This window comes from Burkholderia stabilis (assembly GCF_001742165.1).
In the GTDB taxonomy this organism is placed as follows: Bacteria; Pseudomonadota; Gammaproteobacteria; order Burkholderiales; family Burkholderiaceae; genus Burkholderia; species Burkholderia stabilis.
The window spans coordinates 2,265,408-2,292,397 of sequence record NZ_CP016443.1 but is presented as its reverse complement, the minus strand read 5'-3'; the positions used below and the strand labels follow the sequence as shown (position 1 = coordinate 2,292,397).

At 64.6% G+C, this 26,990-nt stretch carries 26 protein-coding genes; 13 read left to right on the top strand and 13 right to left on the bottom strand.

Annotated features, from left to right (window positions below; genetic code table 11):
* Positions 1-5 precede the first annotated feature (5 nt).
* The 3 genes from BBJ41_RS28095 to BBJ41_RS28085 are packed head-to-tail and all read left to right on the top strand — an operon-like array spanning position 6 to position 2,530.
* Complete coding sequence (locus tag BBJ41_RS28095) at positions 6-791, top strand: 3-hydroxybutyrate dehydrogenase (protein WP_069749466.1); 786 nt, start codon at positions 6-8, stop codon at positions 789-791.
* Positions 788-2,005: a patatin-like phospholipase family protein gene (locus BBJ41_RS28090; protein ID WP_069749465.1), complete on the top strand. Its 1,218-nt coding sequence runs from the start codon at positions 788-790 to the stop codon at positions 2,003-2,005. The genes BBJ41_RS28095 and BBJ41_RS28090 overlap by 4 nt, the downstream gene beginning before the upstream one ends.
* A 60-nt stretch (positions 2,006-2,065) precedes the next feature.
* A complete protein-coding gene (locus tag BBJ41_RS28085) occupies positions 2,066-2,530 on the top strand; it encodes a hypothetical protein (protein WP_069749464.1) in 465 nt (154 codons plus the stop codon).
* Positions 2,531-2,570: 40 nt separating this feature from the next.
* Here BBJ41_RS28085 and BBJ41_RS28080 read toward each other — a convergent pair whose 3' ends face one another.
* Positions 2,571-3,455 carry a LysR family transcriptional regulator gene (locus BBJ41_RS28080; RefSeq protein ID WP_069749463.1) on the bottom strand — a complete coding sequence of 295 codons (885 nt, stop codon included), beginning with the start codon at positions 3,453-3,455 and terminating at the stop codon, positions 2,571-2,573.
* 120 nt (positions 3,456-3,575) lie between these two features.
* On the opposite strand from BBJ41_RS28080, the gene argC reads away from it, so the two are divergent.
* On the top strand, positions 3,576-4,514 hold the full coding sequence (gene argC / locus BBJ41_RS28075) for an N-acetyl-gamma-glutamyl-phosphate reductase (protein WP_069749462.1): 939 nt from the start codon (positions 3,576-3,578) through the stop codon (positions 4,512-4,514).
* 110 nt (positions 4,515-4,624) lie between these two features.
* Here argC and BBJ41_RS28070 read toward each other — a convergent pair whose 3' ends face one another.
* Entirely contained in the window at positions 4,625-5,548 is a 924-nt protein-coding gene (locus BBJ41_RS28070; RefSeq protein ID WP_069749461.1) for a LysR substrate-binding domain-containing protein, read from the bottom strand.
* Between the two features lie 116 nt (positions 5,549-5,664).
* On the opposite strand from BBJ41_RS28070, the gene BBJ41_RS28065 reads away from it, so the two are divergent.
* Positions 5,665-6,750 carry a tartrate dehydrogenase gene (locus tag BBJ41_RS28065; RefSeq protein WP_069749460.1) on the top strand — a complete coding sequence of 362 codons (1,086 nt, stop codon included), beginning with the start codon at positions 5,665-5,667 and terminating at the stop codon, positions 6,748-6,750.
* Positions 6,751-6,798: 48 nt separating this feature from the next.
* On the opposite strand, the gene BBJ41_RS41465 is transcribed toward BBJ41_RS28065, so the two are convergent.
* The 3 genes from BBJ41_RS41465 to BBJ41_RS28055 form a co-directional block, all read right to left on the bottom strand.
* The gene (locus BBJ41_RS41465; protein ID WP_156814878.1) at positions 6,799-7,158 is read right to left on the bottom strand and encodes a hypothetical protein; all 360 of its coding nucleotides are present in this window, start codon (positions 7,156-7,158) and stop codon (positions 6,799-6,801) included.
* Positions 7,159-7,377: 219 nt separating this feature from the next.
* A complete protein-coding gene (locus tag BBJ41_RS28060) occupies positions 7,378-7,857 on the bottom strand; it encodes a nuclear transport factor 2 family protein (RefSeq protein WP_069749459.1) in 480 nt (159 codons plus the stop codon).
* A gap of 55 nt (positions 7,858-7,912) precedes the next feature.
* Positions 7,913-8,527, bottom strand: coding sequence for a TetR/AcrR family transcriptional regulator (locus tag BBJ41_RS28055; protein ID WP_069749458.1), 615 nt, complete (start codon positions 8,525-8,527; stop codon positions 7,913-7,915).
* Between the two features lie 181 nt (positions 8,528-8,708).
* On the opposite strand from BBJ41_RS28055, the gene BBJ41_RS28050 reads away from it, so the two are divergent.
* On the top strand, positions 8,709-9,347 hold the full coding sequence (locus BBJ41_RS28050) for a GNAT family N-acetyltransferase (protein WP_069749457.1): 639 nt from the start codon (positions 8,709-8,711) through the stop codon (positions 9,345-9,347).
* The gene (locus BBJ41_RS28045; protein ID WP_069749456.1) at positions 9,344-9,760 is read left to right on the top strand and encodes a hypothetical protein; all 417 of its coding nucleotides are present in this window, start codon (positions 9,344-9,346) and stop codon (positions 9,758-9,760) included. Before BBJ41_RS28050 ends, BBJ41_RS28045 begins: the two co-directional genes overlap by 4 nt.
* A 398-nt stretch (positions 9,761-10,158) precedes the next feature.
* Here BBJ41_RS28045 and tdh read toward each other — a convergent pair whose 3' ends face one another.
* Both tdh and BBJ41_RS28035 read right to left on the bottom strand, forming a co-directional pair.
* Positions 10,159-11,187: an L-threonine 3-dehydrogenase gene (gene tdh, locus BBJ41_RS28040; RefSeq protein ID WP_047902093.1), complete on the bottom strand. Its 1,029-nt coding sequence runs from the start codon at positions 11,185-11,187 to the stop codon at positions 10,159-10,161.
* 13 nt (positions 11,188-11,200) lie between these two features.
* Complete coding sequence (locus BBJ41_RS28035) at positions 11,201-12,400, bottom strand: glycine C-acetyltransferase (protein WP_069749455.1); 1,200 nt, start codon at positions 12,398-12,400, stop codon at positions 11,201-11,203.
* 161 nt (positions 12,401-12,561) lie between these two features.
* On the opposite strand from BBJ41_RS28035, the gene BBJ41_RS28030 reads away from it, so the two are divergent.
* The 3 genes from BBJ41_RS28030 (at position 12,562) to BBJ41_RS28020 (ending at position 14,796) form a co-directional block, all read left to right on the top strand.
* Positions 12,562-13,173: a helix-turn-helix domain-containing protein gene (locus BBJ41_RS28030; RefSeq protein ID WP_069749454.1), complete on the top strand. Its 612-nt coding sequence runs from the start codon at positions 12,562-12,564 to the stop codon at positions 13,171-13,173.
* A 130-nt stretch (positions 13,174-13,303) separates the two neighbouring features.
* Positions 13,304-13,681, top strand: a complete 378-nt coding sequence (locus tag BBJ41_RS28025; protein WP_069749453.1) for a DUF2471 family protein — start codon at positions 13,304-13,306, stop codon at positions 13,679-13,681.
* Between the two features lie 101 nt (positions 13,682-13,782).
* A complete protein-coding gene (locus BBJ41_RS28020) occupies positions 13,783-14,796 on the top strand; it encodes a tyrosine-type recombinase/integrase (RefSeq protein ID WP_069749452.1) in 1,014 nt (337 codons plus the stop codon).
* Between the two features lie 136 nt (positions 14,797-14,932).
* On the opposite strand, the gene BBJ41_RS28015 is transcribed toward BBJ41_RS28020, so the two are convergent.
* Positions 14,933-16,114 carry a DNA-binding protein gene (locus BBJ41_RS28015; RefSeq protein WP_069749451.1) on the bottom strand — a complete coding sequence of 394 codons (1,182 nt, stop codon included), beginning with the start codon at positions 16,112-16,114 and terminating at the stop codon, positions 14,933-14,935.
* Positions 16,115-17,936: 1,822 nt separating this feature from the next.
* Between BBJ41_RS28015 and BBJ41_RS28010 the strand changes: the two genes are divergently transcribed.
* Positions 17,937-19,304 carry a replication initiation protein gene (locus BBJ41_RS28010; protein ID WP_069749450.1) on the top strand — a complete coding sequence of 456 codons (1,368 nt, stop codon included), beginning with the start codon at positions 17,937-17,939 and terminating at the stop codon, positions 19,302-19,304.
* A gap of 92 nt (positions 19,305-19,396) precedes the next feature.
* Here the strand turns inward: BBJ41_RS28010 and BBJ41_RS28005 are convergent, their stop codons facing one another.
* Both BBJ41_RS28005 and parA read right to left on the bottom strand, forming a co-directional pair.
* The gene (locus BBJ41_RS28005) at positions 19,397-20,458 is read right to left on the bottom strand and encodes a ParB/RepB/Spo0J family partition protein (protein ID WP_069749449.1); all 1,062 of its coding nucleotides are present in this window, start codon (positions 20,456-20,458) and stop codon (positions 19,397-19,399) included.
* A 23-nt stretch (positions 20,459-20,481) separates the two neighbouring features.
* Positions 20,482-21,144, bottom strand: coding sequence for a ParA family partition ATPase (parA, locus tag BBJ41_RS28000; RefSeq protein WP_034181507.1), 663 nt, complete (start codon positions 21,142-21,144; stop codon positions 20,482-20,484).
* A 959-nt stretch (positions 21,145-22,103) separates the two neighbouring features.
* Here parA and arsC point away from each other — a divergent pair.
* On the top strand, positions 22,104-22,460 hold the full coding sequence (gene arsC / locus BBJ41_RS27995) for an arsenate reductase (glutaredoxin) (RefSeq protein ID WP_069750404.1): 357 nt from the start codon (positions 22,104-22,106) through the stop codon (positions 22,458-22,460).
* A gap of 131 nt (positions 22,461-22,591) precedes the next feature.
* On the opposite strand, the gene BBJ41_RS27990 is transcribed toward arsC, so the two are convergent.
* Both BBJ41_RS27990 and BBJ41_RS27985 read right to left on the bottom strand, forming a co-directional pair.
* Positions 22,592-22,798, bottom strand: coding sequence for a zf-HC2 domain-containing protein (locus tag BBJ41_RS27990; RefSeq protein WP_069749448.1), 207 nt, complete (start codon positions 22,796-22,798; stop codon positions 22,592-22,594).
* Positions 22,776-23,375: an RNA polymerase factor sigma-70 gene (locus BBJ41_RS27985; RefSeq protein WP_069749447.1), complete on the bottom strand. Its 600-nt coding sequence runs from the start codon at positions 23,373-23,375 to the stop codon at positions 22,776-22,778. Before BBJ41_RS27985 ends, BBJ41_RS27990 begins: the two co-directional genes overlap by 23 nt.
* A 369-nt stretch (positions 23,376-23,744) precedes the next feature.
* Between BBJ41_RS27985 and BBJ41_RS27980 the strand changes: the two genes are divergently transcribed.
* Positions 23,745-24,299 (top strand): NADPH-dependent FMN reductase, encoded by a 555-nt coding sequence (locus BBJ41_RS27980; RefSeq protein WP_069749446.1) that lies wholly within the window; start codon positions 23,745-23,747, stop codon positions 24,297-24,299.
* A gap of 40 nt (positions 24,300-24,339) precedes the next feature.
* On the opposite strand, the gene BBJ41_RS27975 is transcribed toward BBJ41_RS27980, so the two are convergent.
* Positions 24,340-26,583 (bottom strand): hybrid sensor histidine kinase/response regulator, encoded by a 2,244-nt coding sequence (locus tag BBJ41_RS27975; RefSeq protein ID WP_069749445.1) that lies wholly within the window; start codon positions 26,581-26,583, stop codon positions 24,340-24,342.
* Between the last annotated feature and the right edge of the window lie 407 nt (positions 26,584-26,990).

Genomic DNA, 26,990 nt, shown 5'->3' with positions numbered 1-26,990 from the left:
TCGAAATGAGCAATCTGAATGGCAAGACCGCAGTCGTCACGGGCGCCGCGAGCGGCATCGGCAAGGAAATCGCACTCGAGCTCGCGAAGGCGGGCGCGGCCGTCGCGATCGCCGACCTGAACCAGGACGGCGCGAATGCGGTCGCCGACGAGATCAACAAGGCGGGCGGCAAGGCGATCGGCGTCGCGATGGACGTGACGAATGAAGAAGCCGTGAACAGCGGCATCGACAAGGTGGCCGAGGCGTTCGGCTCGGTCGACATCCTCGTGTCGAACGCGGGCATCCAGATCGTCAACCCGATCGAGAACTACGCGTTCTCCGACTGGAAGAAGATGCAGGCGATCCACGTCGACGGCGCGTTCCTGACGACCAAGGCCGCGCTCAAGCACATGTACAAGGACGATCGCGGCGGCGTCGTGATCTACATGGGTTCGGTGCACTCGCACGAAGCGTCGCCGCTGAAGTCGGCCTACGTGACGGCCAAGCACGGTCTGCTCGGTTTGGCACGCGTGCTCGCGAAGGAAGGCGCGAAGCACAACGTGCGCTCGCATGTCGTGTGTCCGGGTTTCGTGCGCACGCCGCTGGTCGACAAGCAGATTCCGGAGCAGGCGAAGGAGCTCGGGATCAGCGAAGAGGAAGTGGTGAAGAAGGTGATGCTCGGCGCCACGGTCGACGGCGTGTTCACGACGGTGCAGGATGTCGCGCAGACGGTGCTGTTCCTGTCGGCGTTCCCGAGCGCCGCGCTCACGGGCCAGTCGTTCATCGTCAGCCACGGCTGGTTCATGCAATGAAGCCCCACGCCCGCACCGAAAGGCAGGCCGTCGATGCGGCGGACCTGCATCACGAAGCCGGCGCGCCCACCGCTGCGCGGTCGTTGCCGTACGAGACGATCGCGCTCGTCCTGCAGGGCGGCGGCGCGCTCGGCGCGTATCAGGCCGGCGTGTTCGAAGGGCTGCACGAAGCAGATATTCCGCTCGACTGGATCGCGGGCATCTCGATCGGCGCGCTCAACACCGCGCTGATCGCCGGCAACGCGCCCGAGCATCGCGTCGAGCGCCTGCGCGAATTCTGGGAAACGATCTGCCAGCCGGCGTTCTTTCCCGTCATTCCGGCCGCGTTCGAATTCGCGCTGTTCAACAGCATCGACCAGATCCGCACGTTCTTCACGGCGTCGCAGGCCGCGAGCGCGATGATGCAGGGCCAGCAGGGCTTCTTCTCGCCGCGCTTCCCGCCGCCGCTGCCGGGCGTGTCCGACCATCCTGAAAAAATCAGCTGGTACGACACGTCGGCGCTGCGCACGACGCTGCTGAAGCTGTGCGACTTCGACCGGATCAACTCGGGCGAGACGCGCGTGTCGGTCGGCGCGGTCAACGTCGGCACCGGCAACTTCGTGTACTTCGACAACTCGCGTATCCGCCTCGCGCCCGAGCATTTCATGGCGTCCGGCGCGCTGCCGCCTGCGTTCCCGCCGGTCGAGATCGACGGCGAGTATTACTGGGACGGTGGTGTCGTGTCGAACACGCCGCTGATGGAAGTGCTCCGCGCACGGCCGCGGCGCGACACGCTCGCGTTCCAGGTCGATCTGTGGAGCGCGCGCGGGCCGCTGCCGCGCACGATGGCCGACGTCGCCGAGCGCACGAAGGACGTGCAGTATTCGAGCCGCACGCGTTTCGTCACCGACACGCTGCAGCGCGAACAGCGCTACCGCAACGTGCTGCGCCACGTGCTCGAGCAGGTGCCGGAGGAGCAGCGCAAGAACGACCCGTGGTGCATCGAGGCTGATGCGATGTCGAGCGGGAAGAAGTACAACATCCAGCACCTGATCTATCAGCAGAAAGCGTACGAGCATCACTACAAGGACTATCAGTTCGGTCTGTCGACGATGCGCGACCATTGGTCCGCGGGTCTCGACGACATCCGCAAGACGCTCGCAGTGAAGGACGGCCTCGCGCTGCCCGTCAACGACGCGGGCTTCGTGACGCACGACGTTCACCGCAAGCGGTAATGCCGTGTGCGACGGGTCGGCGCGATGCATGCGCCGGTCCGTCCTCTTCTCCGATTCGACATGCCGATTTTCATTGCACTGTTCGCGCTCATCGCTCTGGGATGGGGCGCGGTTCACCTGTTTCACGTCATCGCCGCGCAGTTCGGCCAGCCGGTTGCCATCGCCGCCGCCGTGCTCGCCGCCGCGATCCTGATTGCGCTGGTTGCGTGGTGGATCAAGCGCCGCCGCGACGTCGCACCGAACACGAAGGAAGAAGGCTGGACGCACGTCGTGCATCGCGCGTGGGGCGAGTTGCGCGTATCCGCGACGCAAGGGCTGCTGTGGCTGTCGCACGACGGCGCGGACGGCCGCTATACGCTGTCGCAGCTCGACGGTTGCCAGGCCGCGCCGATCGGCGGCCGCTGGCATCTCGTCGTGCACGTGCGCGACGCCGTGCGCAGCGAATGGAAGCTGCCGATGACCGACAAGCGCGATGCACAGCGCTGGGCGCGCGTGCTGATGCTCGCGAAGGACAACCGGCTCTGAACGCGCAGGCCGCCCGGACGGGCAGCCGCGCCATGATCCGCTATCGCGCGCCGAGCGCCCACAGCGCATCGAGCACGTGCTGCGTCGCCCGCTCGACCGACCCCGCCCGATGGGCGATCCCCAGTTCCCGCCACAACGCCGGCCGCAGCGCGCGCATGACGATGCGCGCATCCGGCAGCGGCGCTCCGGCCTCGTGCGGGAGTAGCGTCGCGCCATACCCCGCGGCGACCAGGCTCTTGATCGCATCGTTGTAGTTGAGTTCGATCCGCGGCGCGGGCCGATGGCCGCTGAGCGCAAACCATTCCGTCGTGAGTCGCGACAGGCGCGTGGACGCATCGTTGAGAATCAGCGGACGCGCGGCCAGATAGGCCGGCGTCACGCGAGCCGGAAGCCGCCAGTCCGCGGGCAGGAAAGCCATCACCGGATCGCGCCGCCATGCGCGGATCGACAACCCCGCGACCGGCGCCTGCGGTAGCGCGACCAGCCCGACGTCGAGCGTGCCCTGTGCAATGCGCGCCAGCGTATCGTGCGACGTGAGCACCGCGATCTGGACGTCGATGTCCGGATGCTGTTCGCGCAGCCGCGCCACCGCCTGCGGCAACAGGTGCGCGATCGCCCCGGTCGACGCGCCGAGGCGCACCCGTCCGGTCAACCCCTGCACCTGCCGCTGCACGTCGTCCAGCGTGGATTCGACCTCGGCCAGCAGACGGCGCGCCCGCTCCACCAACACTTCGCCGATAGCCGACGGCCGCACGTTGCCGCGCGTGCGGGACAGCAGCGGCGCGCCGACGCGGCTTTCCAGCTCGGCGACATGAAGACTGACGGTCGGCGGCGCGAGATGAAGCAATTGCGCCGCCGCCGCAAAGGAGCCCTGGTCCGCGATCGCGACCAGCGTGCGCAGGCGGTCCAGACTGATCTCGCGCATCACACACCTCTCGTTCAGAAAAGCTGAATCAGATGGTCAGTAAATTCAACTTTTCCTATTCTAGGCGTTCGATGGACGATACGGTTTTCTCGACGACCGAGCGCAAGGAACGCGACTATCATGAGCTTCCCCACTGTCTATATCGACGGCGATCAAGGCACGACCGGATTGCAGATTCACGCGCGCCTGAGCGGGCGCACCGACTTGCAGCTCGTCACGCTGCCGGATGCCGAGCGCAAGGACCCGGTGCGGCGCGCCGAAGCGATCAACGCAGCCGACATCGCGATCCTGTGCCTGCCCGACGCGGCCGCACGCGAAGCGGTCGGCTTCATCCGGAATCCTGAAGTCCGCGTGATCGATGCGAGTTCGGCCCATCGCACGCAGCCGGAATGGGTGTACGGCTTTCCCGAGATGGCCGACGGACATGCGCAGACGATCGCGCACGCGCGGCGCGTCACCAATCCGGGCTGCTACCCGACCGGTGCGATCGGCCTGTTGCGACCGCTGCAACAGGCCGGCCTGCTGCCGCGCGACTACCCGGTGAGCATCCATGCCGTCTCCGGGTACTCGGGCGGCGGCCGAGCGGCCGTCGACGCATTCGAAGCGGACGGCGCCGTGCACGCCAAGCCGCTGCAAATCTATGGCCTCGCACTCGCGCACAAGCACGCGCCCGAGATCCAGCTGCATGCCGGTCTCTCGCACCGGCCGCTGTTCGTGCCGGCTTACGGCGCCTATCGGCAAGGCATCGTGCTGACCGTGCCGATCGAGATGCGCCTGCTCCCGGCCGGCGTGACCGGTGAGCAGCTGCATGCGTGTCTCGCGCACCATTACGCCGGCGCGCGTCACGTCGACGTCACGCCGCTCGCAGACACGCCCGCGATCACGCATCTCGATCCGCAAGCGTTGAACGGCACCAATGACCTGCGGCTCGGCGTGTTCGTCAATGCCGATCACGGTCAGGTGCTCCTGTCCGCCGTGTTCGACAATCTCGGCAAGGGGGCCTCCGGCGCAGCGGTGCAGAATCTCGACCTGATGCTCGGTGCGTCGGGCGCGGCGTGAGTTTCCCGCGGACACCGTCGAAGGCCTGCGCAGCAGGCCGATCGGCGTCGCGTGAAGCGACGCGTCGGTGCCTGCGCACGCCCCCCGTAAAAGCTCACCTTTAGCCGTATTCAGGCCGCATCGTCACCCGCTGCGGCGTTCAGGCCGGCCAGCGTCTCCACGAGAAAATCCACGCACACGCGCACTTTCGCCGATGCCGCGACGCGTTCCGGATACACGGCCCAGATGTTCGCGGGCTGGATCGCGTCCGGCAGCACGCGGCACAATGCGCCGCGTTCGATCAGCGGCCCGGCTTCCCAGATCGAGCGCAACACGATCCCGCGTCCGGCCAGCGCCCACTGCACGGCCACCTCGCCGTGGTTCGTCGACAGCGCGCCGCCGACCTTCACCGTCGCCGTTTCTCCACGCACGTTCAGCCGCCACACGCCGAACGGGTGATCGCGCTCCTTGATCGCGAGACAGTCGTGCGACGCGAGATCCGCGAGCGAGCGCGGCGTGCCGCGTCGCGCGAGATAGTCGGGCGACGCGCACAGCACGCGATAGTTCGCCGCGAGGCGGCGCGCGATCAGGTGATCGGAGATCTCGTCGCCGATCCGCACGTCGAGGTCGTAGCCTTCGCCCGCGACGTCGACCAGCCGGTCGAACAGATCGAGCCGCACGTTCAGTTGCGGATAGCGCGCGGTGAAGTCGAGCAGCGCCGGTGCAACGACGTGCCGGCCGAAACCGAAGCTGCTCGACATGCGCAGCGTGCCGCGCGGCACCGTGCGCGTGGTCGACACGTCTTCGACGAGATGATCGACGTCGTCGAGGATCTTCTCGGCGCGCGCGAACACGCGTTCGCCGGCTTCCGTGACCGTCACGCGGCGCGTCGACCGATGCAGCAGGCGCGTGCCGAGTTGTGCTTCGAGCAGCGCGATGCGCTTGCTGACATAGGCGGGCGACACCGCGAGCTGTTCGGCGGCCGCGCTGAAGCTCGTCAGACGGACGACCAGGCTGAACACGCGCAGGTCGTCGAGGTTCGGCGATTTGTTCACGATTCGTGGAAAGTCGATTAACCTTTCGCGCGATTTTAATCCGGATGGAAATAAATAGAATGGCGTGACGTGCCGCTGCCTCCCCCGCAGCAGGCCGACCAGCCAAGGAGCTTTGCATGACCGACAGGACTTACAGGATTGCCGTGATCCCCGGCGACGGCATCGGCCGTGAAGTGATGCCCGAGGGCCTGCGCGCGCTCGACGCCGTGACCGCGCGCTTCGGCATCCGCTTCGACTTCGAACAGATCGACTGGGCCAGCTGCGACTACTACGCGCAGCACGGCAAGATGATGCCGGACGACTGGAAAGCGCAGTTGTCGGGCATGGACGCGATCCTGTTCGGCGCGGTCGGCTGGCCCGCGACGGTGCCCGACCACATTTCGCTGTGGGGCTCGTTGCTGAAATTCCGCCGCGAATTCGACCAGTACATCAACCTGCGGCCCGCGCGCCTGTTCGACGGCGTGCCGTCGCCGCTCGCCGGCCGCCGCGCGGGCGACATCGATTTCCTGATCGTGCGCGAGAACACCGAAGGCGAATATTCGTCGGTCGGCGGCACGATGTTCGAAGGCACCGAGCGCGAAGTCGTGATGCAGCAGTCGATCTTCACGCGTCACGGCACCGAGCGCGTGCTGAAATTCGCGTTCGAGCTCGCACAGCGGCGCGCGAAGCGCCTCACCGTCGCAACGAAAAGCAACGGCATCGCGATCAGCATGCCGTGGTGGGACGCGCGCGCGGCCGAGATGGCCGAGCGCTATCCGGAGATCGCCGTCGACAAGCAGCACATCGACATCCTGTGTGCGCGTTTCGTGCTGCAGCCGGACCGCTTCGACGTCGTCGTCGCATCGAACCTGTTCGGCGACATTCTTTCGGATCTCGGGCCGGCCTGTACGGGCACGATCGGCATCGCACCGTCGGCGAACCTGAACCCCGACCGCACGTTTCCGTCGCTGTTCGAACCCGTGCACGGCTCGGCGCCCGACATCGCGGGGCAAACCATCGCGAACCCGGTCGCGATGATCTGGTCGGCGGCGATGATGCTCGACTTCCTCGGCAACGGCACGGGCCGCGAACGCGAAGCGCACGATGCGATCGTCGCCGCGATCGAGGACGTGCTGCGCACGGGGCCGCATACGCGCGACCTCGGCGGCAACGCAGGGACGCAGGAAGTGGGGGAGGCGATCGCGGCGCGGATCGCGGGCTGACGATCAGGCCCGGCGCGAGTGATCGTGCCGGGTCGGATGCTTCACGGATCAACAGAACGTGGTGCGCGGCAACGCAAGGATGCAGCGCGAGGTCGTCTGTCGCTGATGCAGCAAACCGTTGGCAGGCCATGTGTGCATCAGGTTCTTCGGTGAGCTGCACGACATGCGCGCACGCACCGGTACCGCTTCCGGCGCGCACATGCGGAACGTCGAACGGTGAGAAACAAGATACGGTGATGCGCACTGCTTGCCTCGAAGCCGTAACCGGTGTCTCTCGTTGAATCCGATCCGATCGGTGAGTTGCACATCACGCGCAGACACACCGATCGCCCGCGCACTTTCGAACCCGGCGTGATCCGTGAGCTGCAACACGTGCTGAAGCACACCGTTGCGCGTCGACACGCGCATCACGCAGCACCGTTACCGGCTGCACGCATGCGCTTCAGCGTATGAGACATGCGCGGCGGACCACGTGCAAAGCAGTGTCGATCAGCTCGACGTACACAGTCCGACGCGACATTTCACGTGGTCCCGAAAAACCTCACCTTTCGCGCACCACCTCCCGAATTTCCTCACCGTCGACCACAATCGACGCGTTCGCCGCTCCGCCGAACCGGCGCACGTTCATCACAGCCCGAGATCGGACAGCCCCGGATGATCGTCCGGACGGCGGCCGAGCGGCCAGCGATAGAGACGATCTTCCTCGCGAATCGGCAGGTCGTTGATGCTCGCGTGACGATGCGCCATCAGGCCGTTTTCGTCGAACTCCCAGTTTTCGTTGCCGTATGAGCGGAACCAGTTGCCGGCGTCGTCATGCCATTCGTATGCAAAGCGCACCGCGATGCGATTGCCGCCGAACGCCCACAGCTCCTTGATCAGCCGGTAGTCGAGCTCGCGCGTCCATTTCCGCTGCAGCAGCCCGACGATCTCGTCGCGGCCGGTCACGAATTCCGCGCGATTGCGCCATCGGCTTTGCGGCGTGTAGGCGAGCGACACGCGCTGCGGATCGCGGGTATTCCACGCGTCCTCGGCGGCGCGCACCTTCTGGCGGGCCGTTTCGAGCGTGAAGGGCGGAACGGGCGGACGGACTTCGGGGGAAGCGGACATGGGTTGCTCCTGTTCAGGGTTCTGGCCACGGACGACCGCGGCCGGTTCGGAAGCGCTACATCGACTGCCGCGAAACGGCGTCGAGCAGCAGTTCGGCCATCGCGCGCGCATCGCGCGCGGCATTTGCATCGCCGCTGACGAGCGCCACGCCGATGGCGCCGTCGATCAGCACGAGCCACTGACGTGCGATGCGTGCAAGCCCGCGGCGCTCGATGCCTGTTTCGTCGGCATACGCGTCGAACCGCTCGCGCACGAATGCCAGCAGGCGCGCCTTGTGCACCCGCGCGACAACGCGCACGGGATCGTCGGCATCGTCGATCTCGCCCGATGCGTTCAGGAACGCGCAGCCATGAAAATCGGGCTGCCCGAACCAGTCGCGCAGCACATCGAACATGCCGAGCAACTGCGCGCGCGGCGCCTTGCCGCGTGCCTGGGTTGCATCGACGAACCAGCGCATCCAGCGCTCGTCGCGGCGTTCGAGCGCGGCGACGACCAGCGCCTCTTTCGATTCGAAATGCGAATAAAAGCTCTTTCGCGCCGCGCCGGATCGCTTCACGATCGCATCGACGCCCGTTGCGTGGATGCCGCCTGAATAGATCAGCGCTTCGGCCGCGTCGAGCAGCCGGTCGCGAACGCCCGGTTCGCCGGAGGAGTCGAGTGGTGTGTTCATGTGTTTACGGTAGAACGATCGTTCTCCCTCGTCAAGCGCATGCGGAAAATCCATGCCGACGAGAGGGCTGAATCGCGGTCAGGCCGCGCGACGACGCCCGCCACGTTTACGACATTTTTTCTTGAAGCGGAGACGCGACGCTCACTACACTTCGGTCACCCTGTCTGGGCGAAAGGACATCATGCAGCGACCGGAATCCGCGCGCCCTGCGCGCGCCTATGCGGCTTATGCCAAACGGCTCGACGGCCGCGTCGTCGTGCGGCGCTTCGACCCGCGCAGCGATTCGTACGACTCGCTGACCGCGCTGCTGCATCGCGCCTTCGCGCATCTCGGCGCGTTGGGCTTCAACTGTCCGTGCGTCGATCAGCCGGCCTCCGCGACGCGCGAACGCGTGCTCACCAGCGAGTGCTTCGTCGCGCTCGGCAACGCGCATCTGGTCGCGACGATGACGATGCATTCGCACGATCCCGATTCCCGCTGCGATACGTATCGCAGCCGGCGCGTCGCGACGCTCGGCCAGCTGGCCGTCGATCCCGTCTGGCAGGATCGCGGCATCGGACGCGCGCTGCTCGCGTTCGCGCAGCGGCGAGCCGCCGCGCGCGGTGCAACGCACCTTGCGCTCGATGCGCCGCACGCGGCTGTCCGGCTGATCGAGTTCTATCGGCGCGAGGGCTTTCAGCCGGTCGACGTGATGCGCTTTCCGGGACACAACTACGACAGCGCGATCCTGTGCAAATCCGTCGGCCTTGCGGGCGATCGCATGCACGCACACGATGCAACGCAGATCGACGTCGCACGGCAAGCCGGTGCGGCATCATGAAACACGATGCGCCTAAGCGCGATGGCGGCGACGATCGCGCGCAGCTGGCCGGCCGGCACGCACGCTTGCGGACGGCGCTGCGGCTGCGCGGCGTGGTGAAGCTGACGATCGTCACGATCGCGGTTGCGCATCTGCTGACGTTCGCGTTCGATGGCCTGCTGATCGCGGCCGGTTTCGCGCCGGAAGCCGCGACGCTGCTGCTGTTCCGCTTCGTGACCTGCGCGCTCGTCAGCTTCTGGCTGCAGGCGGATGCGTTGCGCGCTTGCCGGTATGCGGCGCAACACGGGTTCGTCACGATTCCCGGCGCGCATGGTGATCCGATCGACATCGCGCCGCAGTGCCCGAAGCGCTGGCTCGTGGTGCTGAGTCTCCAGCTCGAACCGCGATGGTTGAATGGTGAACGGATCAAGTAGCAGGATGCGCACCGATCGATGCCGATCGGCTCACGCATGAGTGAGCCGCGACGAGGCGCGCGGGTTCACGGTTGATGCGCTGGTTCGACGCGGCAACACACGGGATGCGCGGCGGACGTTCGCATCAAACGAAACGGGGAAACGTGGGGCGCGAAACGACAAACGCCGGATGGTGTGACGGGAGAAGCCGGGCAGAGTTGGCAGGAAGGTCGCGACAGGTGAACTCAACCGTGCGATTGCCGATCACCCATGTGCGATCGAGTCGCTATTCGAAGCGCAAGAACACAGCTCCCGAATAATCTCACCTTAAGCCCGGTTTCGCGCGTGACGGTTTCGAACGCGCACCGGCAATCGAAAGCGGGGCAGGCGGCGATCGCGCCGCGCGGCCCCTTCGGCACTCAGGCCGTCCAGTCGAGAATCACCTTGCCGCTTTCGCCGGACAGCATCGCGGCGAAGCCTTTTTCGTAATCGTCGGCGGCAAAGCGATGCGTGATGATCGGCGACAGGTCGAGCCCGCTCTGCAGCATCGCGACCATCTTGTACCAGGTCTCGAACATCTCGCGACCGTAGATGCCCTTGATCTCGAGCCCCTTGAAGATCACCTGGTTCCAGTCGATCGCCGTCTGCGCGGGCGGAATGCCGAGCAACGCGACCTTGCCGCCGTGGTTCATCGCCTCGAGCATGCTCGTGAACGCGCTCGGCACGCCCGACATTTCGAGACCGACGTCGAAGCCTTCGGTCATGTGCAGGTCGGCCATCACGTCGCGCAGCGACTCGCGTGCAACGTTGACCGCGCGCGTCGCGCCCATCTTGCGCGCGAGCTCCAGCCGGTAGTCGTTGATGTCGGTGATGACGACGTTGCGCGCGCCGACATGCTTCGCGATCGCGACGGCCATGATGCCGATCGGGCCTGCGCCGGTGATCAGCACGTCTTCGCCGACGAGGTTGAACGACAGCGCCGTGTGCGTCGCGTTGCCGAACGGATCGAAGATCGACGCGAGATCGTCGGAAATCTCGGGCGGAATCTTGAACGCATTGAACGCCGGAATCGCCAGATACTCGGCGAACGCGCCTTCACGGTTCACGCCGACACCGACGGTGTTGCGGCACAGGTGCCGGCGCCCCGCGCGACAGTTGCGGCAGAAACCGCACGTGATGTGGCCTTCGCCGGACACGCGATCGCCGATCGCGAAGCCGCGCACTTCCTGCCCCATCTCGACGATCTCGCCGACGTACTCGTGACCGACGTGCATCGGCACGGGAATCGTCTTTTGCGCCCAGTCGTCCCACTTCCAGATATGGATGTCGGTGCCGCAGATCGCCGTGCGGCGGATCTTGATCAGCACGTCGTTGTGTCCGACTTCGGGACGCTTCACGCGCGTGAGCGTGAGGCCGGGGCCGCGTTCGAGCTTTGCCAGTGCTTTCATGATCGCGCCTCCGTCAAACGATGCCGAGCGACTTGCCGACGCGCACGAACGCGGCGACCGTCTGGTCGATCTGTTCGGGCGTATGCGCGGCGCTCATCTGCGTGCGGATGCGCGCGCGGCCGCGCGGCACGACGGGGAACGAGAAGCCGATCACGTACACGCCTTCGCCGAGCAATTGGTCGGCCATGTTCGTTGCGAGCTGCGCGTCGCCGAGCATCACCGGAATGATCGGATGCGCGCCGGGCACGAGCGTGAAGCCGGCTTCGGTCATCTGCTCGCGAAAACGCGCGCCGTTCTCGCGCACGCGCTCGCGCAACTTCGCGCCCTCGTCGCTGGCGAGCAGCGCCAGCACCTTCAGCGATGCGGCGGCGATGCTCGGCGTGAGCGTGTTCGAGAACAGATACGGGCGCGAGCGCTGGCGCAGCAGCTCGACGACCTCGCGGCGCGCGGCGACATAACCGCCCGATGCGCCGCCGAGCGCCTTGCCGAGCGTGCCCGTGATGATGTCGACGCGGCCTTCGACGCCGCAGTGCTCGGGCGTGCCCCGGCCGTGCGTGCCGATGAAGCCGACCGCGTGGGAATCGTCGACCATCACGAGCGCGCCGTAGCGATCGGCGAGATCGCAGATGCCTTTCAGGTCGGCGATGATGCCGTCCATCGAGAACACGCCGTCGGTCGCGATCAGCTTGTGGCGCGCGCCCGCCGCATCGGCTTCCTTGAGCTTCGCCTCGAGGTCGGCCAGGTCGTTGTTCCGGTAGCGAAAGCGCTTCGCCTTGCACAGGCGAATGCCGTCGATGATGCTCGCGTGATTCAGCTCGTCGCTGATCACCGCGTCGTTCTCGTCGAGCAGCGTCTCGAACAGCCCGCCGTTCGCGTCGAAGCAGCTCGAGTAGAGGATGCTGTCCTCGGTGCCGAGAAACGCGGCCAGCGCGCTTTCCAGTTGCTTGTGCACGGTTTGCGTGCCGCAGATGAAGCGCACCGATGCCATGCCGAACCCGTCCTGGTCGAGGCCGGCCTTCGCCGCGTCGATCAGGCGCGGATCGTTCGCCAGACCCAGATAATTGTTCGCGCAGAAATTCAGCACGCCGGCGCCGCCGGCGAGCCGCACGGCCGCCGCCTGGGGACTCGCGATCTCGCGCTCGGTCTTGTAAAAACCGTCCGCGCGGATCTGGTCGAGCGTCCCGCGCACCTGGGCGAGAAAGGCATCACGCATCGCAAAGCTCCTGACAGGGATTCGCATTCCGCGGCGCGCCACTCGTGGCGGCGGCGCAACGGCCTGCTACTGTTATAGTCGGTCGTTCGGTTGACCGCATTTATCCGATATTTCGAACCAGAATTCGAAATATCGAACAACTCTAAGCGAACGGAATCCAAATGGCAAGTTCCTCCGGATCGCGGCGCACGCCCGCAAGCGCCGCACCGCAGCCGCCGGCCGCCACGCCGCCGCGTGTCGGCGAGCAGATCCAGCGGCTGCGCAACGAGCGCAAGCTGACCCTCGACGACCTGTCGCGCGCGGCCGGCGTATCGAAATCGATGCTCTCCGAGATCGAACGCGACAAGGCCAATCCGACGATCGCCGTCGCCTGGCGGCTGACGAACGCGCTCGGCATCACGCTCGACGAACTGTTCTCGCAGCCGAAAGCGCCCGAGACGATCCGCGTAGACGGCCCGCACGACATTCCGACACTTGCCGGCCACGACGGCCGATACCAGTTGCGCGTGTGGGGCCCGATCGACCTCGCCGGCAAGTTCGAGTGGTACGAACTGACGCTGCCGGGCGGCGGCGCACTCGTATCGAACGCGCACGAACCCGGCACGCGCGAACATCTCACCGTGCTGCAGGGCGCGATGGAGATCGAAGCCGCCGCGGCCAGCCGGCGCCTGAAAGCCGGCGACACCGCGCGCTACCCGGCCGACGAGCCGCACGCCATCCGCAATCCCGGCAAGGCCGAAGCGCGGGCACTGCTGATCGTGATACACCGCTGACGGCGCGTATAGCTGGCCAAAGGGCCAGTTGCGGAAAATACTGTATGTTTGTACAGTATACGGACATTCCGCCATGCATGGGCCGGAGCCGGCGCACCGAGGCGCCCGCCCCGGTCGACAGGAGCCTGCGATGACAGAAGAACAGGATTTGGCCGCGCTCAGCTTCAAGGCTGCCGCGCACGACCTCGAGTTGATCGTTCGTCATATTGCCGGGCGCTACATCCGTCAGCGCGTCCCGCTGACGTGGCGCCTGCTGCACGCGATCGAAGCCGAGGCGCTCGCCGATCTCGGCTTTGCCAGCCGGCACGAGGCCGGCATGCGTCAATTGTTCGAACGGCCGTCGGACATGACGTTTCCCGAAACGGACGATCCGATCGACTTCGGGCGCTCCAATGCGCTGCCCGCCGTCTTTTCGTTCGCGGTTCTCGCATACGAAGCGGCGGCCACGTCGCATGCCACGGCGCCCCGCGAGCGCGCTCACCGTCCGTCCAAGGCGTGGGGCGACTGACTCCCAACCCGGGCTGCCGTGCATGGCGGCCCGTCCAGCCTCTTGCTGCCCGAGACGTTGCGGAAAGGGCTACCATATACGCAACTAACGGAATAAATGACATGTCCCTTCCCGCACCTCCCGACACCCCGGCACGTCCTGAAGAAAACGATCTGTTCGATCGCGGCGCATCCGACTGGGTCGTCTCGCCCGAAGCCGCGTTCGACGCATGGCTGGCCATGCAGGACTACCGCCGCTCGTCGGCCGACGTCTATCGCGCACAATGGGGCGCATTTCTCACGTGGCTGCGAACGCATCAGAAAAATCTGGCGACGGTCGATACGGCAACGATCGCGAATTTCGTCGGAGAGTTGCCGATCAGGAAAACCCAGCGAATGCGCTATCTTCGGCTGATCGAACGTGTGCTCGATCATATCCGTCGCACCGAGTACGCATCGACCAACCCGGCCCGTTTCATTGCTCAGGATGGCGAAGCGACCTGGCGCAAGGCGCGCGACAACGAACCCACCGGTTTCCTGACGCCGGTCGAACGCGCAACATTGCTCGCCTATCTGTTTTCGCCGATCGGCGTGTCGGGCTCTGCATACTGGAAAGAGCGGCGCGACCGCGCGCTCGTGGCGGCCTTCCTCGGCGCGGGCATCAAGACCGGTGAAGCTCGCGCGCTTACGATTAGTTGCATCAATACGAGCGGAACGTCGCTGCAGATCCCGTCGACGCATCCGGATTTCGCACGCGAAACCCATCTGGCATCGTTCGCGATCGCGCTGCTCGAAGCGTGGCTCACGGAGCGCAAGCGCCAGGAAATTCCGGGGGAACTCGTGTTCCCGGCATCGCATGCAGGCCGGCCAATGCACAAGGCGACGATGCTGCGCGCGATCGACGCAATCGTCGAATCGGCCGGGCTGACGTCATCGCGCACCGCGCGCGCGAGCCCGCAAACGCTGCGCAATACCTACGCGGCCGAACTGTTCGAACACGACGTGCTGCCGGAACGGGTCGGCAAATGGCTGGGGTTCATGCGGCCGATCTCGTCGAACCGCCTGCATCGCGCGTGGAAAAACTGGCGCGACGGCCTGGCCGACGGTGACGCAACCGATAGCGACGAAACTCACTGATCGGCAAACGGCTGCTCACGCGAGACGATCCGTGAGCAGCCTTGCGTGGCGCAGCCTCACCGTTTCACAGCTCCCGAAAAACCTCACCTCAAGCTTCCCGAATCGTCTCACCTGTGCAGTACGGCCGATCTTCGGCTCAGGTTTGCGTAAAGCGCGCGATGGCTTCGAATCGGGACGGCCATGCGCCCGACGCGTGTTCACACTCGGGGCACGCCACTTCGAAACCCTCTTCACCCTGTGACAGTTCCGGCTCGCCATCACAACGCGGGCACTGAGTCGGCACCGGAATCTCATGATCCAGCGAGGTGCCGATCGCGGAATACGCGTCCGCATCCAGTTGTCCCGCATCGGCCAGGCGCCGGATCAGCGTGGCGATTTCCGGATTCATCCCGCGGCTCGCGCGCAGCGAATTCGCGTCGCGCGTTGCACGCTCCAGTTCGTCGCTCTGGCTGCGCAACTGTTCTTCGAGCCGGTCGGCGCGAGCCTTGGCCGAACTCAGTTGCTGCAGGAAATCGAATTCCTTGCGCTGGACGTCGCGCAAACCGCTCTGGTAATTCGACGCCATGCTGCGTAACGAGTCCAGCTCGACCAGCATCGGCTTGACGCGGCGTTCCGCTTCGGCCACCGCGTCCTTGATTTGCTGCGCGTAGTACTCGGTGCGCTGCTGCAACTCGGCTTGCAGTGCATCGATGCGATCCCGCAGCGTTGCGTTCTGCGCCTGTTCGGCGTCGATACGGCCGGCGGACGCGCTCAGCTCCTTCTCCAGTCGGGCAACTGTGGTGAGCAACGTTGCTTCGCTTGCCGAACCGTGCGTCGTCTGTGACGCGAGCTGCACCTCGAGTTCGGTCACACGCGCCTGCAACTGCTCGTTGCGGGTTTCGCCGCGAGCGAGCGCGGCTTCGAGCGTCTCCTGGCGAACGGTTGCGTCACGCAACCGTTGTTCCGCGTCGGCAACGCCGGCGCGAACCTGTTCGCGGTCACCGTCGAGACTGTCGCGGGCCGCTTTCAACGCTTCTTCATAGAGTGCGCCGAGCAACGCGCCGGCCTTTTCCTCTACCGCCTTCGGAATTGCCGCACCGTCGAGCCTGACTTTGGACGCTGAACGGATGCGTTCCCAGAAGTGATCGATATCTTTCGGGATGTCGCTGGCGCTGCCGGTCTGGGTGAGATCGCGAACATTGGCGGCCGACGGCCGGATGCCGAGATCGAAGAACAGGCGCTTGCATGCATGCAGCGACAATTCCTGGCGCCGTGCGCCGCTTGCACGCAGCGATTCCAGTTCGTCCCGAATGGCTTGGCGCATTTCGTCCAGGGTCATGGCAGAGCTCACAGACATTAAAGTGTGGCAATCATAACGAAATACGTACTTCTTGATATCTGTTTCGTCTCTGCGTTGTGAATTTACGTCGCTTGCCACAGAAATCGGGTCTGTGAGCCAATCGGAGCGAAGGTGATCAGGAATTCCGTGAAACAAAGCGAAGAAAGTCAGCCAAGTCCTTGTAGTACAAGCATTTTTCAGCAGAGCCCGAAAAACAGCACTTGTTTCACATGGAGGAGGATCCGATTGCCTGTGGGTGTTCGGGGTTTGGGTTCTCTGTGGAAAACTCGTCAGCCCATGTCTTGAGAGTATTAGAAGTAAACACCCTTGAACCCTTAGTTAAAAACGTTAACGCCACGGCACAGCCTTATGTAACAAGGCTTTCCGACCGACAAGGTGAAGTTTTACGGGAGCCAAGGTGATCTTCTGCGGGAGCTGAAGTGATGGGGTTCAGGGGGCTGCGTGAGCCGTTGCGGGAAAGGTCGTGAGCGGATTCGGGATCACAGTGAAACACGAGATTTCCCAAAGGTGAGGTTTTTCGGGGCCGCACAGCCACAGAACCCGCGCGGTGACTGACTGCACAGTTTTCTGCCTGTGCAGACATAGGTGAGAATTTGCGGGACCCTCTTTGCGCCCCGATTCTGCCCATCTTTTAGGCAATTTTGGCGAAAGGTGAGGTTTCACGGGACTCCGCGGGGATTTGGTGTGAGGATTTCCGGGAAACGCCCGCCATTTTGCACAGCAAAAGTGCTCTCCGGAGCCTGTGATGCCCTAAAGGTGAGCCTTTTCGGGAGGGAAATCCGGGTTTTCCTGCCCTGATCGCACTAAGGTGAGCTTTTTCGGGGTGTCGGTCACAGCCGGTGAACGGCATCACAGGTGAGCGTTTTCGGGAACGGTATTTGCTGGGAAATTGGTCACAGGTGAGGCTTTTCGGGACCTGTGAGCTGCCGGATTCGCCGAAAAGCCCGCCAGGACTGGAAGAAACCTCGTTTTTGCTGTGCCCCTTTTTGGCACAGGTGAGCTTTTTCGGGGGCCGACACACGGATGTCGTATGAAGGATTTCCATCGAAAGGTGAGGCTTTTCGGGGGATGCCAGCGAGACACAGCCAAATGCCTTCTGTGCATAAGTATCGGAAGGCATTGATGTTTTTGATACCGCGACGGTTACGGTGAGGTTTTTCGGGAGCCGTAGCGATGCCCGTTGCAGTGCCGCATTTTTTCGGCAAGGTGAGCATTTTCGGGAGATGCAGGCAGCGGATCCCGCGTGCGTCGGGCATTTGGCGGCACCTGGCCGAAAGGACAAGCTGTGATCAAGGTGAGTATTTTCGGGACCTGATACGGTTTGTGCGCTGTACAATGCGCGCCCGGGCCGGCAAAGCAGGTCCGATCGGGCGGTGCAGGCCGGTTTCAAAGGCGTTTTTGGCGATGCAGGAGCCGATCGCGATCTCCCGGTGAGCCGTGCCTGTACATGCATACAGCCTGATGCGGCGCGATCGGGGAGGCACCGTGAGGTGCGATCGCGACCCTGTGTCGAACTCACGGCTACGCAGTCGCAAAATTACGACAAATTGAAAGGTGAGCTGATACGGGAGCAAGTTGCGCACGTGTCGTGCACAGGTGAAATTCTGTGAATCGGCGCATCCCGCGGCACGTCTGGAAGAGTCCGGAACGCTGCAATTCCGGACCGGTGAGCGTTTTCGGGAGCCGTTGGGGTGAGTGCCGTTTTACACGCGCACTTCACCGGCTATGGTGAGCATGTCGTTCTGGACGCACATCACCACAGGCGCTATCCTTCCGGAAAACTTCTCCTCCGACCCGACGCATGGCCACGACGAAGCGCGCCAAGAAAACCGATGTGGATGTGGTGAGTGCCAGTTCAGCCGAATTGCGTAAGGCCGTCGAGGCGATCGCAATTCAGCCGAAGAGCGGCAAGATCACGCTCCTGACCCGCAAGCTGTTCAACGTTCTGCTGGCCGTGGCGCAGCAGGCCGACGACTCGGGCGATACGTATCGCGCGCTGCTGTCGGATATCGTCGCAAACTCCGCCTTCGATTCGAACGACACCGCACTGGTGAAGGAACACCTGCGCCGCATGGTGTCGGTGCAGGTCGAATGGAGCACGGGGACGTCGAGCCAGAAGCCGGGCCGCAAGTGGGGGATCTCGACGCTGATCGCCGACGCGGAAATTCTCGAGGATCCGGCGACCCGCCGCGTGTGGGTCGAATTCTCGTTTGCGCCGAAGATCAAGAAGAAGCTGCTCGACCCGGTCCAGTATGCGCGCCTGAGCCTGCAGTTCCAGAGCCAGTTGCGCAGCAGCGCCGGTCTCGCGCTGTACGAGATCTGCGTGCGCTACCTGACGAACCCGAGCCACCTGACGATGCGCGAGCCGTGGGAATGGTGGCGGCCGATCCTGTCGGGTACGCCCGACACGGAAGCCGGCGACGAGGCGAAGCGCGAGTACAAGTACTTCAAGCGCGACTATCTGCGTCCCGCGATCGCGGAAGTCAACGCGGTCACCAATATCTTCGTCGAACTGATCGAGCACCGAGAAGGGCGGCGGGTCGCGGAGATCCAGTTCCGCGTGACCGAGCGCAAGCAGCCGATGCTCGCGCTCGACGAACACCCGAACGTGTTCGACAGCACGCTGGTCGACCGGATGGTGAAGCTCGGGATCCCGCTGAAGGAAGCGCAAACGCTCTACGCGGACAGCGAAGAGAATCGCATTCGCGCGGCGCTGCAGATGACCGAGCAGCGGATGCGCAGCACGACGCTGCCGCCGGTGCGCAGCGCGCCGGCCTTGTTCAAGGACGCGCTGAAGAAGGGTTACGCACCGCCGGTCGAGTCCGTTGACGCGCTGCCGGCCGGTACGCCGTCGGTGAAGGCCGTCGCGGCGCAGCCGGACGATCTGAAGGCACGCCTGCTGAGCGAATTCGCGGCGTTCCGCCGCAAGGAAGCGAAGGTGCTGTACGAAGAGCAGGGGGACGCCGAGCGCGAAGTGGCGCGCGAGTCGTTCGAGTCGGAGGCGTTGCCGACGATGGGCTCGCATTTGCGCGACGACTGGCGCAAGCGCGGCCTTGATTCCAAGCTGGCCGAGACGGCCTTTTTCGACTGGCTGGCCCAGAGAACCTGGGGCGAGCCGACGGACGGCGACCTGCTGTCGTTCACGCTGAACCAGTCGCGGGCCGCCTGAGGCCCGCTCAGGCCCGCTGACGGGCCACCGTCGGCGCCCTGCCCAGTCGGGCAGGCGCCGGCGTTCTCACCAGGCCCTGCGGGCCGCTTCCATCACTCCGACAACAGCATCCGCTCGAGCTGCTCGAGGATCGCGTCACGCTTGTCCTTCGGCAACCCACGCAGGCGCAGTTCGATGCGGTCTTCGCCATACGACTTCAGGTCGCCGACCGACTTGCCGCCGAGCTTGATCTCGAGACGCTGCGCATAGCGCTGACGGCCCGCGACCTTCGGGGTCTCCTGCGCCGCGACGCGACCCTTGACGATGTCCGACACCTGACGCGTGCTGAGATCGTCGGACACGATTTTGTTGATCAGCCGCAGCGTGGCCTCGGTGCCGCGCGCATTGTGATAGCGGCCAACCTGATACGCCATGTTCGAACCGAAGCGATCAGGGCGCGCGACCATTTCCTGCATGATCGCTTCCGGCAACTTGCCGATCGACAACGCGACGGCCACCGTCGACTCGTCGAGGCCGAGATGCTCGGACAGTTCCTTCTGGCTCTGGAAATGCTTGTCGTCGAGGAAGCGGCGCCACACGACGGCATTGTCGAACACCGTCTGCGAATCGCGCTGGACGTTGAGGTCGTAGCCGAGCTTGTAGCTCTGGATGCCGATCGGCACATCGATCACGATCGCCTTGACCGACTCCTTGTTCGCCTCTTTCAACGCCCGCACGCGACGGCCGCCATCGCTGACGAAATACGTGCCCGGGTTGTCGTAATCCGGAATCACGTGGATCGCCTGCTGTTGCCCCTGCTTCGCGAGGTTGACCGCGAGCTCGGCAATCGACGATTTCAGATAGAAGTGACGCGGGTTGAACGGGCTATGCTTGATCGCTTTCAGCGACAGTTCGATCACCTGCCCCGGGGCATAGCGATTCTCGAGGCGCCACGCGCGATATTGCGGCGATTCGTCGATCGACGGATCGAGCGTGAGCTCCGGAGCGGGCGGCGGTGCGATGTCTTTCTTTGCGGATTTGGTCGGCGCCGCGGTGGGTGTCTCGGACTTGACGATGCCGTCAATCGCGTTGAGGCGATCGAGTGCCGTGCGCTTCTCGCTCGTCGTGATATCCGGGCGCGCTTGGAATCCTTTTGCAAATTGAGAGGGTTTCATGTGACTCCTTTATGCGCATAAAGTCAGGGCAGCATGGCGACGATTTCGTCGGCACATGCGCGAATTTCGGCTGCGGCCAGCTTGCCGCCGCGATCGTTCATCTGCAGTACGGTCTGACCGAGCGCCATCGCCTGCTTGTACGCTTCCCGGGTCGGGATCTGCGTTTTCAGCAGCGGGAAGCCGAGTTCCTCGAGCGCACGTTTGAGCTCGCGGGTCAGCATGCGCTTCTCTTCGGTCTTGTTCAGCAGGAAGACGGCGCGGAGGTCTTCGTTCATGACTTGCGCCTGCTGGATCAGCTTGACCAGCCCGACGCTCGACCAGTAATCGGCCGGCGACGACGAAGTCGGGATCACGGCAATCGATGCGGCCAGCAGGACCACGCCGGATACCTTCTCGGTGATCGACGGCGGACAGTCCACGACGATGATGTCGTAGTCGTTGATGAACTTCTTGATCTCGCGATGGATCTGGCCGTCGGCTTCGGCCAGGTTGACGACCGGAAACGGGATGCCGGTGTCGCTGTCGCCGGATGCGCTCGACCAGTGAACCAGTGTGTTTTGACGGTCTGCGTCGATGACGAGGATGCGCTTTCCTTTTTCATGGAACGCGGCGCCGAGGTGCATGGCAATCGTGCTTTTGCCGACGCCACCTTTTTGTTGAGTGACTGCAATGATTTCCGCGGCCAATTTTCACTCCTATTTTGGTCGTTGGAATTCTACAGGACGATATTTATATTTCAATGAAATTGTCGTTCGACAACTACGCGTTAGCCATTCGGGCTATCGGTTTATGCGCATAAACGAATCGGCGGTGAGCGATGGCTTGATCGGCTGGCGTCGTTGATGGCCGCAAGCATGAACGAACTATGCCGAGATCGTGTCATCGCGATGCGCATCGTCGGCATGCACCGTGGGTTGCATCGATATCGAGGTACTCTGCCCTTTCGCCAGATGGTGGAGGACTGCCTTGCCCGGAGACCGATGAGTTTGTGCGCATAAACTCCACGAGGATCGAAGAAGCTAGCCACGCGCGGGTGCAGCCAGGCAATCGTGAGGTGGGTGGTGAACCGAGCGCGTCAGCCAAGTACAGGGCTTTGACAGGCGTGCGCTTGAACGTGGGTACAACGCGCTGCCCAGCCGCGAAGTTTACGCGCATAAACCGGCACGCTCGATGGAGCGCGCGAGCAATCATGGGCCGGCACGGCTTGAATCCGGCGCGCTAGGGAAGCACTGCCGGCACAACAGCCACTTCTGTGCCGGTGCATGTCGGCATTCCATCGGGCCATGAAACGAGAGATACCAAGCCGGACGATCACGCGCTTTATGCGCATAAACCAGCCGACGGCGCACCACATCGATCGCTTGTCCGTTTCGCGGCCCGAGGCTGTCACCGCAGCACATCGGCACGCAGCCTCATGCCCCTCATCGCGCGACAGATTGGCCTCTGACTTTATGCGCATAAACGCATAAAAGTCCTTGGAGCACATCACCGTGAACTCCCCTTGCGCAGCCCACCTCCCCAACGTGCCGCCAACGTTTCCCCGCAATGAACACCGGATCCGAATCCGGCCCAGCCTCGACTACCCCACCGGAACACGCAAGGCAGACTGGCTACAATACAGGGCTCCACCATCCAGGCCCGAATGATGATCACGATCTACCACAACCCCCGATGCTCGAAGTCGCGCGAGACGCTTGCGTTGGTCGAGTCGCTGAATACCGCCGGCACGCCGATGAGCGTCGTCGAATACCTGAAAACGCCGCCGACGGTCGAGGAGCTGGAAACGCTGCATCGCCAGCTCGGCCGCCCGGTTCGCGACATGCTTCGCGACGGCGAAGAGCCGTACAAGACGCTCGATCTGGCGCGCGCGAACCTGACCGACACGGAAGCCTACGAGGCGATCGCCGCACATCCGGTGCTGCTGCAGCGCCCCATCGTCGTCTATCGCGGCAAGGCGGCTATCGGCCGGCCGCCCGAATCGGTGAAGGCGTTGTTCGAATAATTCTTGCCGGGCGTATTTTTCTTATTGCATCAACCCGGCGCAAGTATCGACCACCGAAACCGGCACGATCGCCGTGCAGCACGCCGGGCACCCCCCACCCGAACGACAGCAGCAATACGCGCCGAGGCTTGCTATGACGAAGCGTCGGCATCGTCCGGCTCCCGCCCCGCCGCCGCTTTCGCGGCTGCGCGCAACAGCCCGATCTGTCCGCGATAGGCCCTGCATCCGCTGCAGGTCGGCAAGTGCACGCGCACCTGCAGCCGCTCGTGCAGCGTCAGACGCCGGTCGAGCGCATCCGACAGCAGTCGCGTCACGTCAGTACATTTCCCCGGCAGCATCTTCGGTCGTCAGTCCTTTTTCGCTCAGGCAGGTTCGCAGGCGCGTGCGCGCCCGATACAGCAGCACGCTGCAATGATTCGTCGTCAGCGTCAATTCGCTGCAGATGTCGGGAATCTCGACATCGAGGAATTCCCGCATCATGAACACGCGCCCGATCTGCTCCGGAAGGTGGTCGAGGCACACCTGGAACAGTGTCCAGAACTGCTGCTGCTGCAACAGCGTTTCGGGGCGCGGCCACGGTCGCGGCTTCGCATGCGGGGCCCAGTGCCCGTTTTCCTTGAACAGCTCGCGATCGAGCATGGATTCGCCGTCGAGTTCGGCGTCGAGCGCGGACAGGCTCACCGTCCGCTGCCGCGCGCGCAGCACGTCGATCAGCTTGTTGCGCAAGATCCCGAACACCCACGTCTTGTGGGCCGACAGCCCCGCGAAATCGCCCGCGTGCGACCACGCGGCGGCCAGCGCTTCCTGTACGGCGTCTTCGGCCGCGTCGGCATCGCGGAGCTGGAGTCGCGCGAAGCGCAGCAGGTCGCGCCGCAGTTGCGCGAGATAGGCGGGGTCGTCGTATGCGGACGGCATGTCTGGATGGCGATGTCTCGAGGCGATCCCGCGCGCACGCCACAAAACGGGCGTGTCGCGGTGCGAGCAGTTTACTGGGCGCCGTGCCCGCCTGCAACGTATGTTCCGTCACGAATTCACGAAACCGGCCGGCGCGCTGCGCTATGCTTGCCGAAACCCGCATCGCGTGGCCACGGCGCCGTGCGGCGGGCAATCTGTAACGTCAGAACATAACGGTCAAGTTATCCACAATTTCTGTGGAAAACCTTGTGGAAAGTCGGCCGGACGGCCCCGTGGGGCGGCTCGCGGGCTGGCTTGCCTATAAACAGACCTTTGTCGCCTGTTCGGAAGCAATCGAACCGATTCCTCACTCACCGGAAGGAGAATGTCATGCCCTATCGTATTGCGGTCGTCGTCGGCAGCCTGCGCCGCGCTTCCTCGAACCGCGCGCTCGCGCACGCCGTGATCTCGCTCGCTCCTGCCGATTTTTCGTTCGAGTTCGTCGAGATCGGCGAACTGCCGCTGTACAGCCAGGACTACGACGCGGATTTCCCGGAAGTCGCGAAGCGCTTCAAGCAGTCGATCGAAGCGGCCGACGCGCTGCTGTTCGTCACGCCGGAGTACAACCGGTCGATTCCGGGCGTGCTGAAGAATGCGCTCGACTGGGGTTCGCGCCCGTGGGGTTCCAACTCGTGGGCGGGCAAGCCGGGCGCTGTGCTCGGCACGTCGCCGGGCGCGGCCGGTACCGCGCTCGCGCAGCAGCACCTGCGCAACGTGCTCGCGTACCTCGACGTGAAAACGCTCGCGCAGCCCGAAATGTTCATCAAGCACGATCCGGCACGCATCGACGATCAGGGGCAGATCGTCAGCGAGGACACCCGCAAGTTCCTGCAAGGCTTCGTCGACCGCTACGCAGGCTGGGTTCGCCTGCTGAAGTCGGCCTGATCGTCACGCCGGTGCACGCCGCCGGCCCGCGCGCAGCGGGTCAGGCGCCGGCGTGCCGCGCGTCGCGCGCTTCGCGGATACCGAGCAGGATCTCGTCGAGCAGCGCGATGTCGAACGGCTTCGACAGCACGCGGACGTTGACGGTGCGCGTGCGGTCGAGCTCCTCCGCGTAGCCCGTGACGAGAATCACGGGCAGCTTCCCCGGCCGCTTCTCGACCGCTTCGGCCAGGTCGATGCCGTTCAGGCGGCCCGGCATGTGGATATCCGAAATCACGAGATCGAACGCGTCGTTCGCGGCCGCGGCTTCGATCAGGCGCAAGGCGTCGTCGGCGGTGGGCGCGTAGGTCACGCGATGCCCGAGCAGCGAAAGCAGCGCTTCGGTGCCGGCTGCGACTTCGCTGTTGTCCTCGACGAGCAGCACGTGCAGGCCGGCGAGTGCGCTCGTGTCGTGCACGACGGCCTGCGGCCGTGCGACCACGTCCTCGGCGCGTGCGCGCGGCAAGTAGAGTCGCACCGACGTGCCGGCGCCGACCGCGCTGTCGATCGTCGCGAGGCCGCCCGAGCGTTCGCAGAACGCGAACACCTGCGGCAGGCCGAGCCCCGTCCCCATCCCTTGCGCCTTCGTCGTGAACAGCGGCTCGAACGCGCGCGCGAGCACGTCGGGCGCCATGCCCGAGCCCGTATCGTCGAGCGAGATCTGCACGAAATCGCCGGTCAGCGGAAAGCCGTCCTCACGGCGCAGCGTCACGTTGCGCGCGCCGACCGTGAAGCGGCCGCCGGCCGCCATCGCGTCGCGCGCGTTGACCGCGAGATTGATCACCGCGAGCTCGAGCTCCGCGACGTCGACGCGGATCGGCCACACGCCGGGCTCGATCGCGACGACCAGCGACGATTTCGAACCGAGCGAGGTCTTCAGCAGTTCGCGGCACGTGCCGACCCATTGCTCGATGTCGATGGTCTCGTTGTGCAGCGGCTGCTTGCGTGCAACGCCGAGCAACTGGCGCGTGAGCGACTGCCCGTTCTTCAGCGCGCGCTCGATCGCGCCGAGTTCCTTGTCGAGATGCTGGACGCCGCGCCGCCGTGCGATCTGCACGTTGCTCGAGATGATCATCAGCAGGTTGTTGAAGTCGTGTGCGACGCTGCCGACGAGGTTGCCGAGCGCCTGCATCTTGCGCGACTGCCGGTAGGCCGATTCGATCGAGCGCCGCATCGACGCTTCCGCCTGCCAGCGGTCCCACGCCTCCTCTTCCGCCTTCAGCCGCTTGAGCGACAGCCAGATCACCGACCACAGCGCGATCGACGGCGCGAACATCGAGATGAACAGCACGCTCAGGTGTTCGTACCATTCATGCCAGATCGCCGACGTGCGGTACGCGCACGTCACGTAGACGGGATAGCTGCCGACCTGGCGGTACGCGACGATCTCGCTGCTTGCGCCGTCGTGCCGCACGCGCACGATGCCCGCGCGCGGTTCGTTGCGCGCGTCGCCGAACGTGGCTGCGCGATCGGTGTGCGCGAGCGACGGCGGCGGCGGATACGACGCGATCACCGCGCCGTCCGAGCGCGCGAGCGCCATCGTCATCGGCGTGGCCGCGCCGCCGAGCAGGTCCCGGTAGAACGCGTTGAAATACGACGACTTCAGCGCGATCGACACCATTCCGGCGAACGAACCGTCGCTATGACGCCGCGCGACGCCCGTGTTGAACACGGGAATGTTCTCCAGCTTGAGCGGCCCCATCATCAGCCGCGAGATATGTTCGATGACCTTGCCGTCGCGGATGCCGGCGAAATCGTCGCGGTTCGCGATCGACGCATACGGCGCCGGATAGTAGAGGCTGTTGGCGAGCAGCATCCCGCTCGCGCCGAAGATCGACACGGCGGCCACTTGCGGATAACCGCCGCCGATCGTGTTCAACGCCTCGTGGATGTCGGATTCCTTGCTGCGCACGGTCGCGTCGTCCATGTCCTGCACGAGGTCGACGATGCGCGCATCGAGCGTCTCGCTCAGATCGAACACCTTGAGCGCGTGTTCCTCGGCGACGCGCACGGTGCGCATCGTCACGTCGCTCGCGGCGGCCTCGCGCGCCTGCAGGTCGTTGTACGCCATCACCATCACGTAGATGCAGGGCAGCACGATCGCCGCGACGAGCAGCACGATCAGCGTCACGCGGCGGACCGCGAAATCGTGCTCGGGCGCGCCGGCCGCGTAGCTTCCGTCGTCCTGCCAGTCGTCGGCGGGGTTGGAGGCGGGGGCGCGGGAGTCGGCAGGCCGGTCGGACGTCATCGAAGAGGCGGGTGAAGCGGAAGTGCCTGCCATCATAAACGAGTTGCGACGGCCCGCTGCACCGCCCCGCCCGGGCGCGATCCTGTCGATTTCGACAGGGGGAAATTGTCAGATTGAAAACGCGACGAATCCGGCAGCGCAAACGTACACAAGGAAAAATTTTGCGTGCTTATCTCGAAAATGGTCGCGGCTGTTTTCGGAATGCCGTGCGATCGGACCGATTCTGTTCGAAATGGTGAATATGGCGAGTTGCATCGCCTCCGGTTTACTCCGAGAATCGCGCCTTGCTTTCCCTATGACAGATATATGCGCCCGCCGGCGTTCGCTGCGCGGTGCGTCGCGCGCGCACCTGCGTCGCGGCGCCCGCGCGCGGCCGCAAGGCGGTTGCCTGCGCCCGAACGCATGAC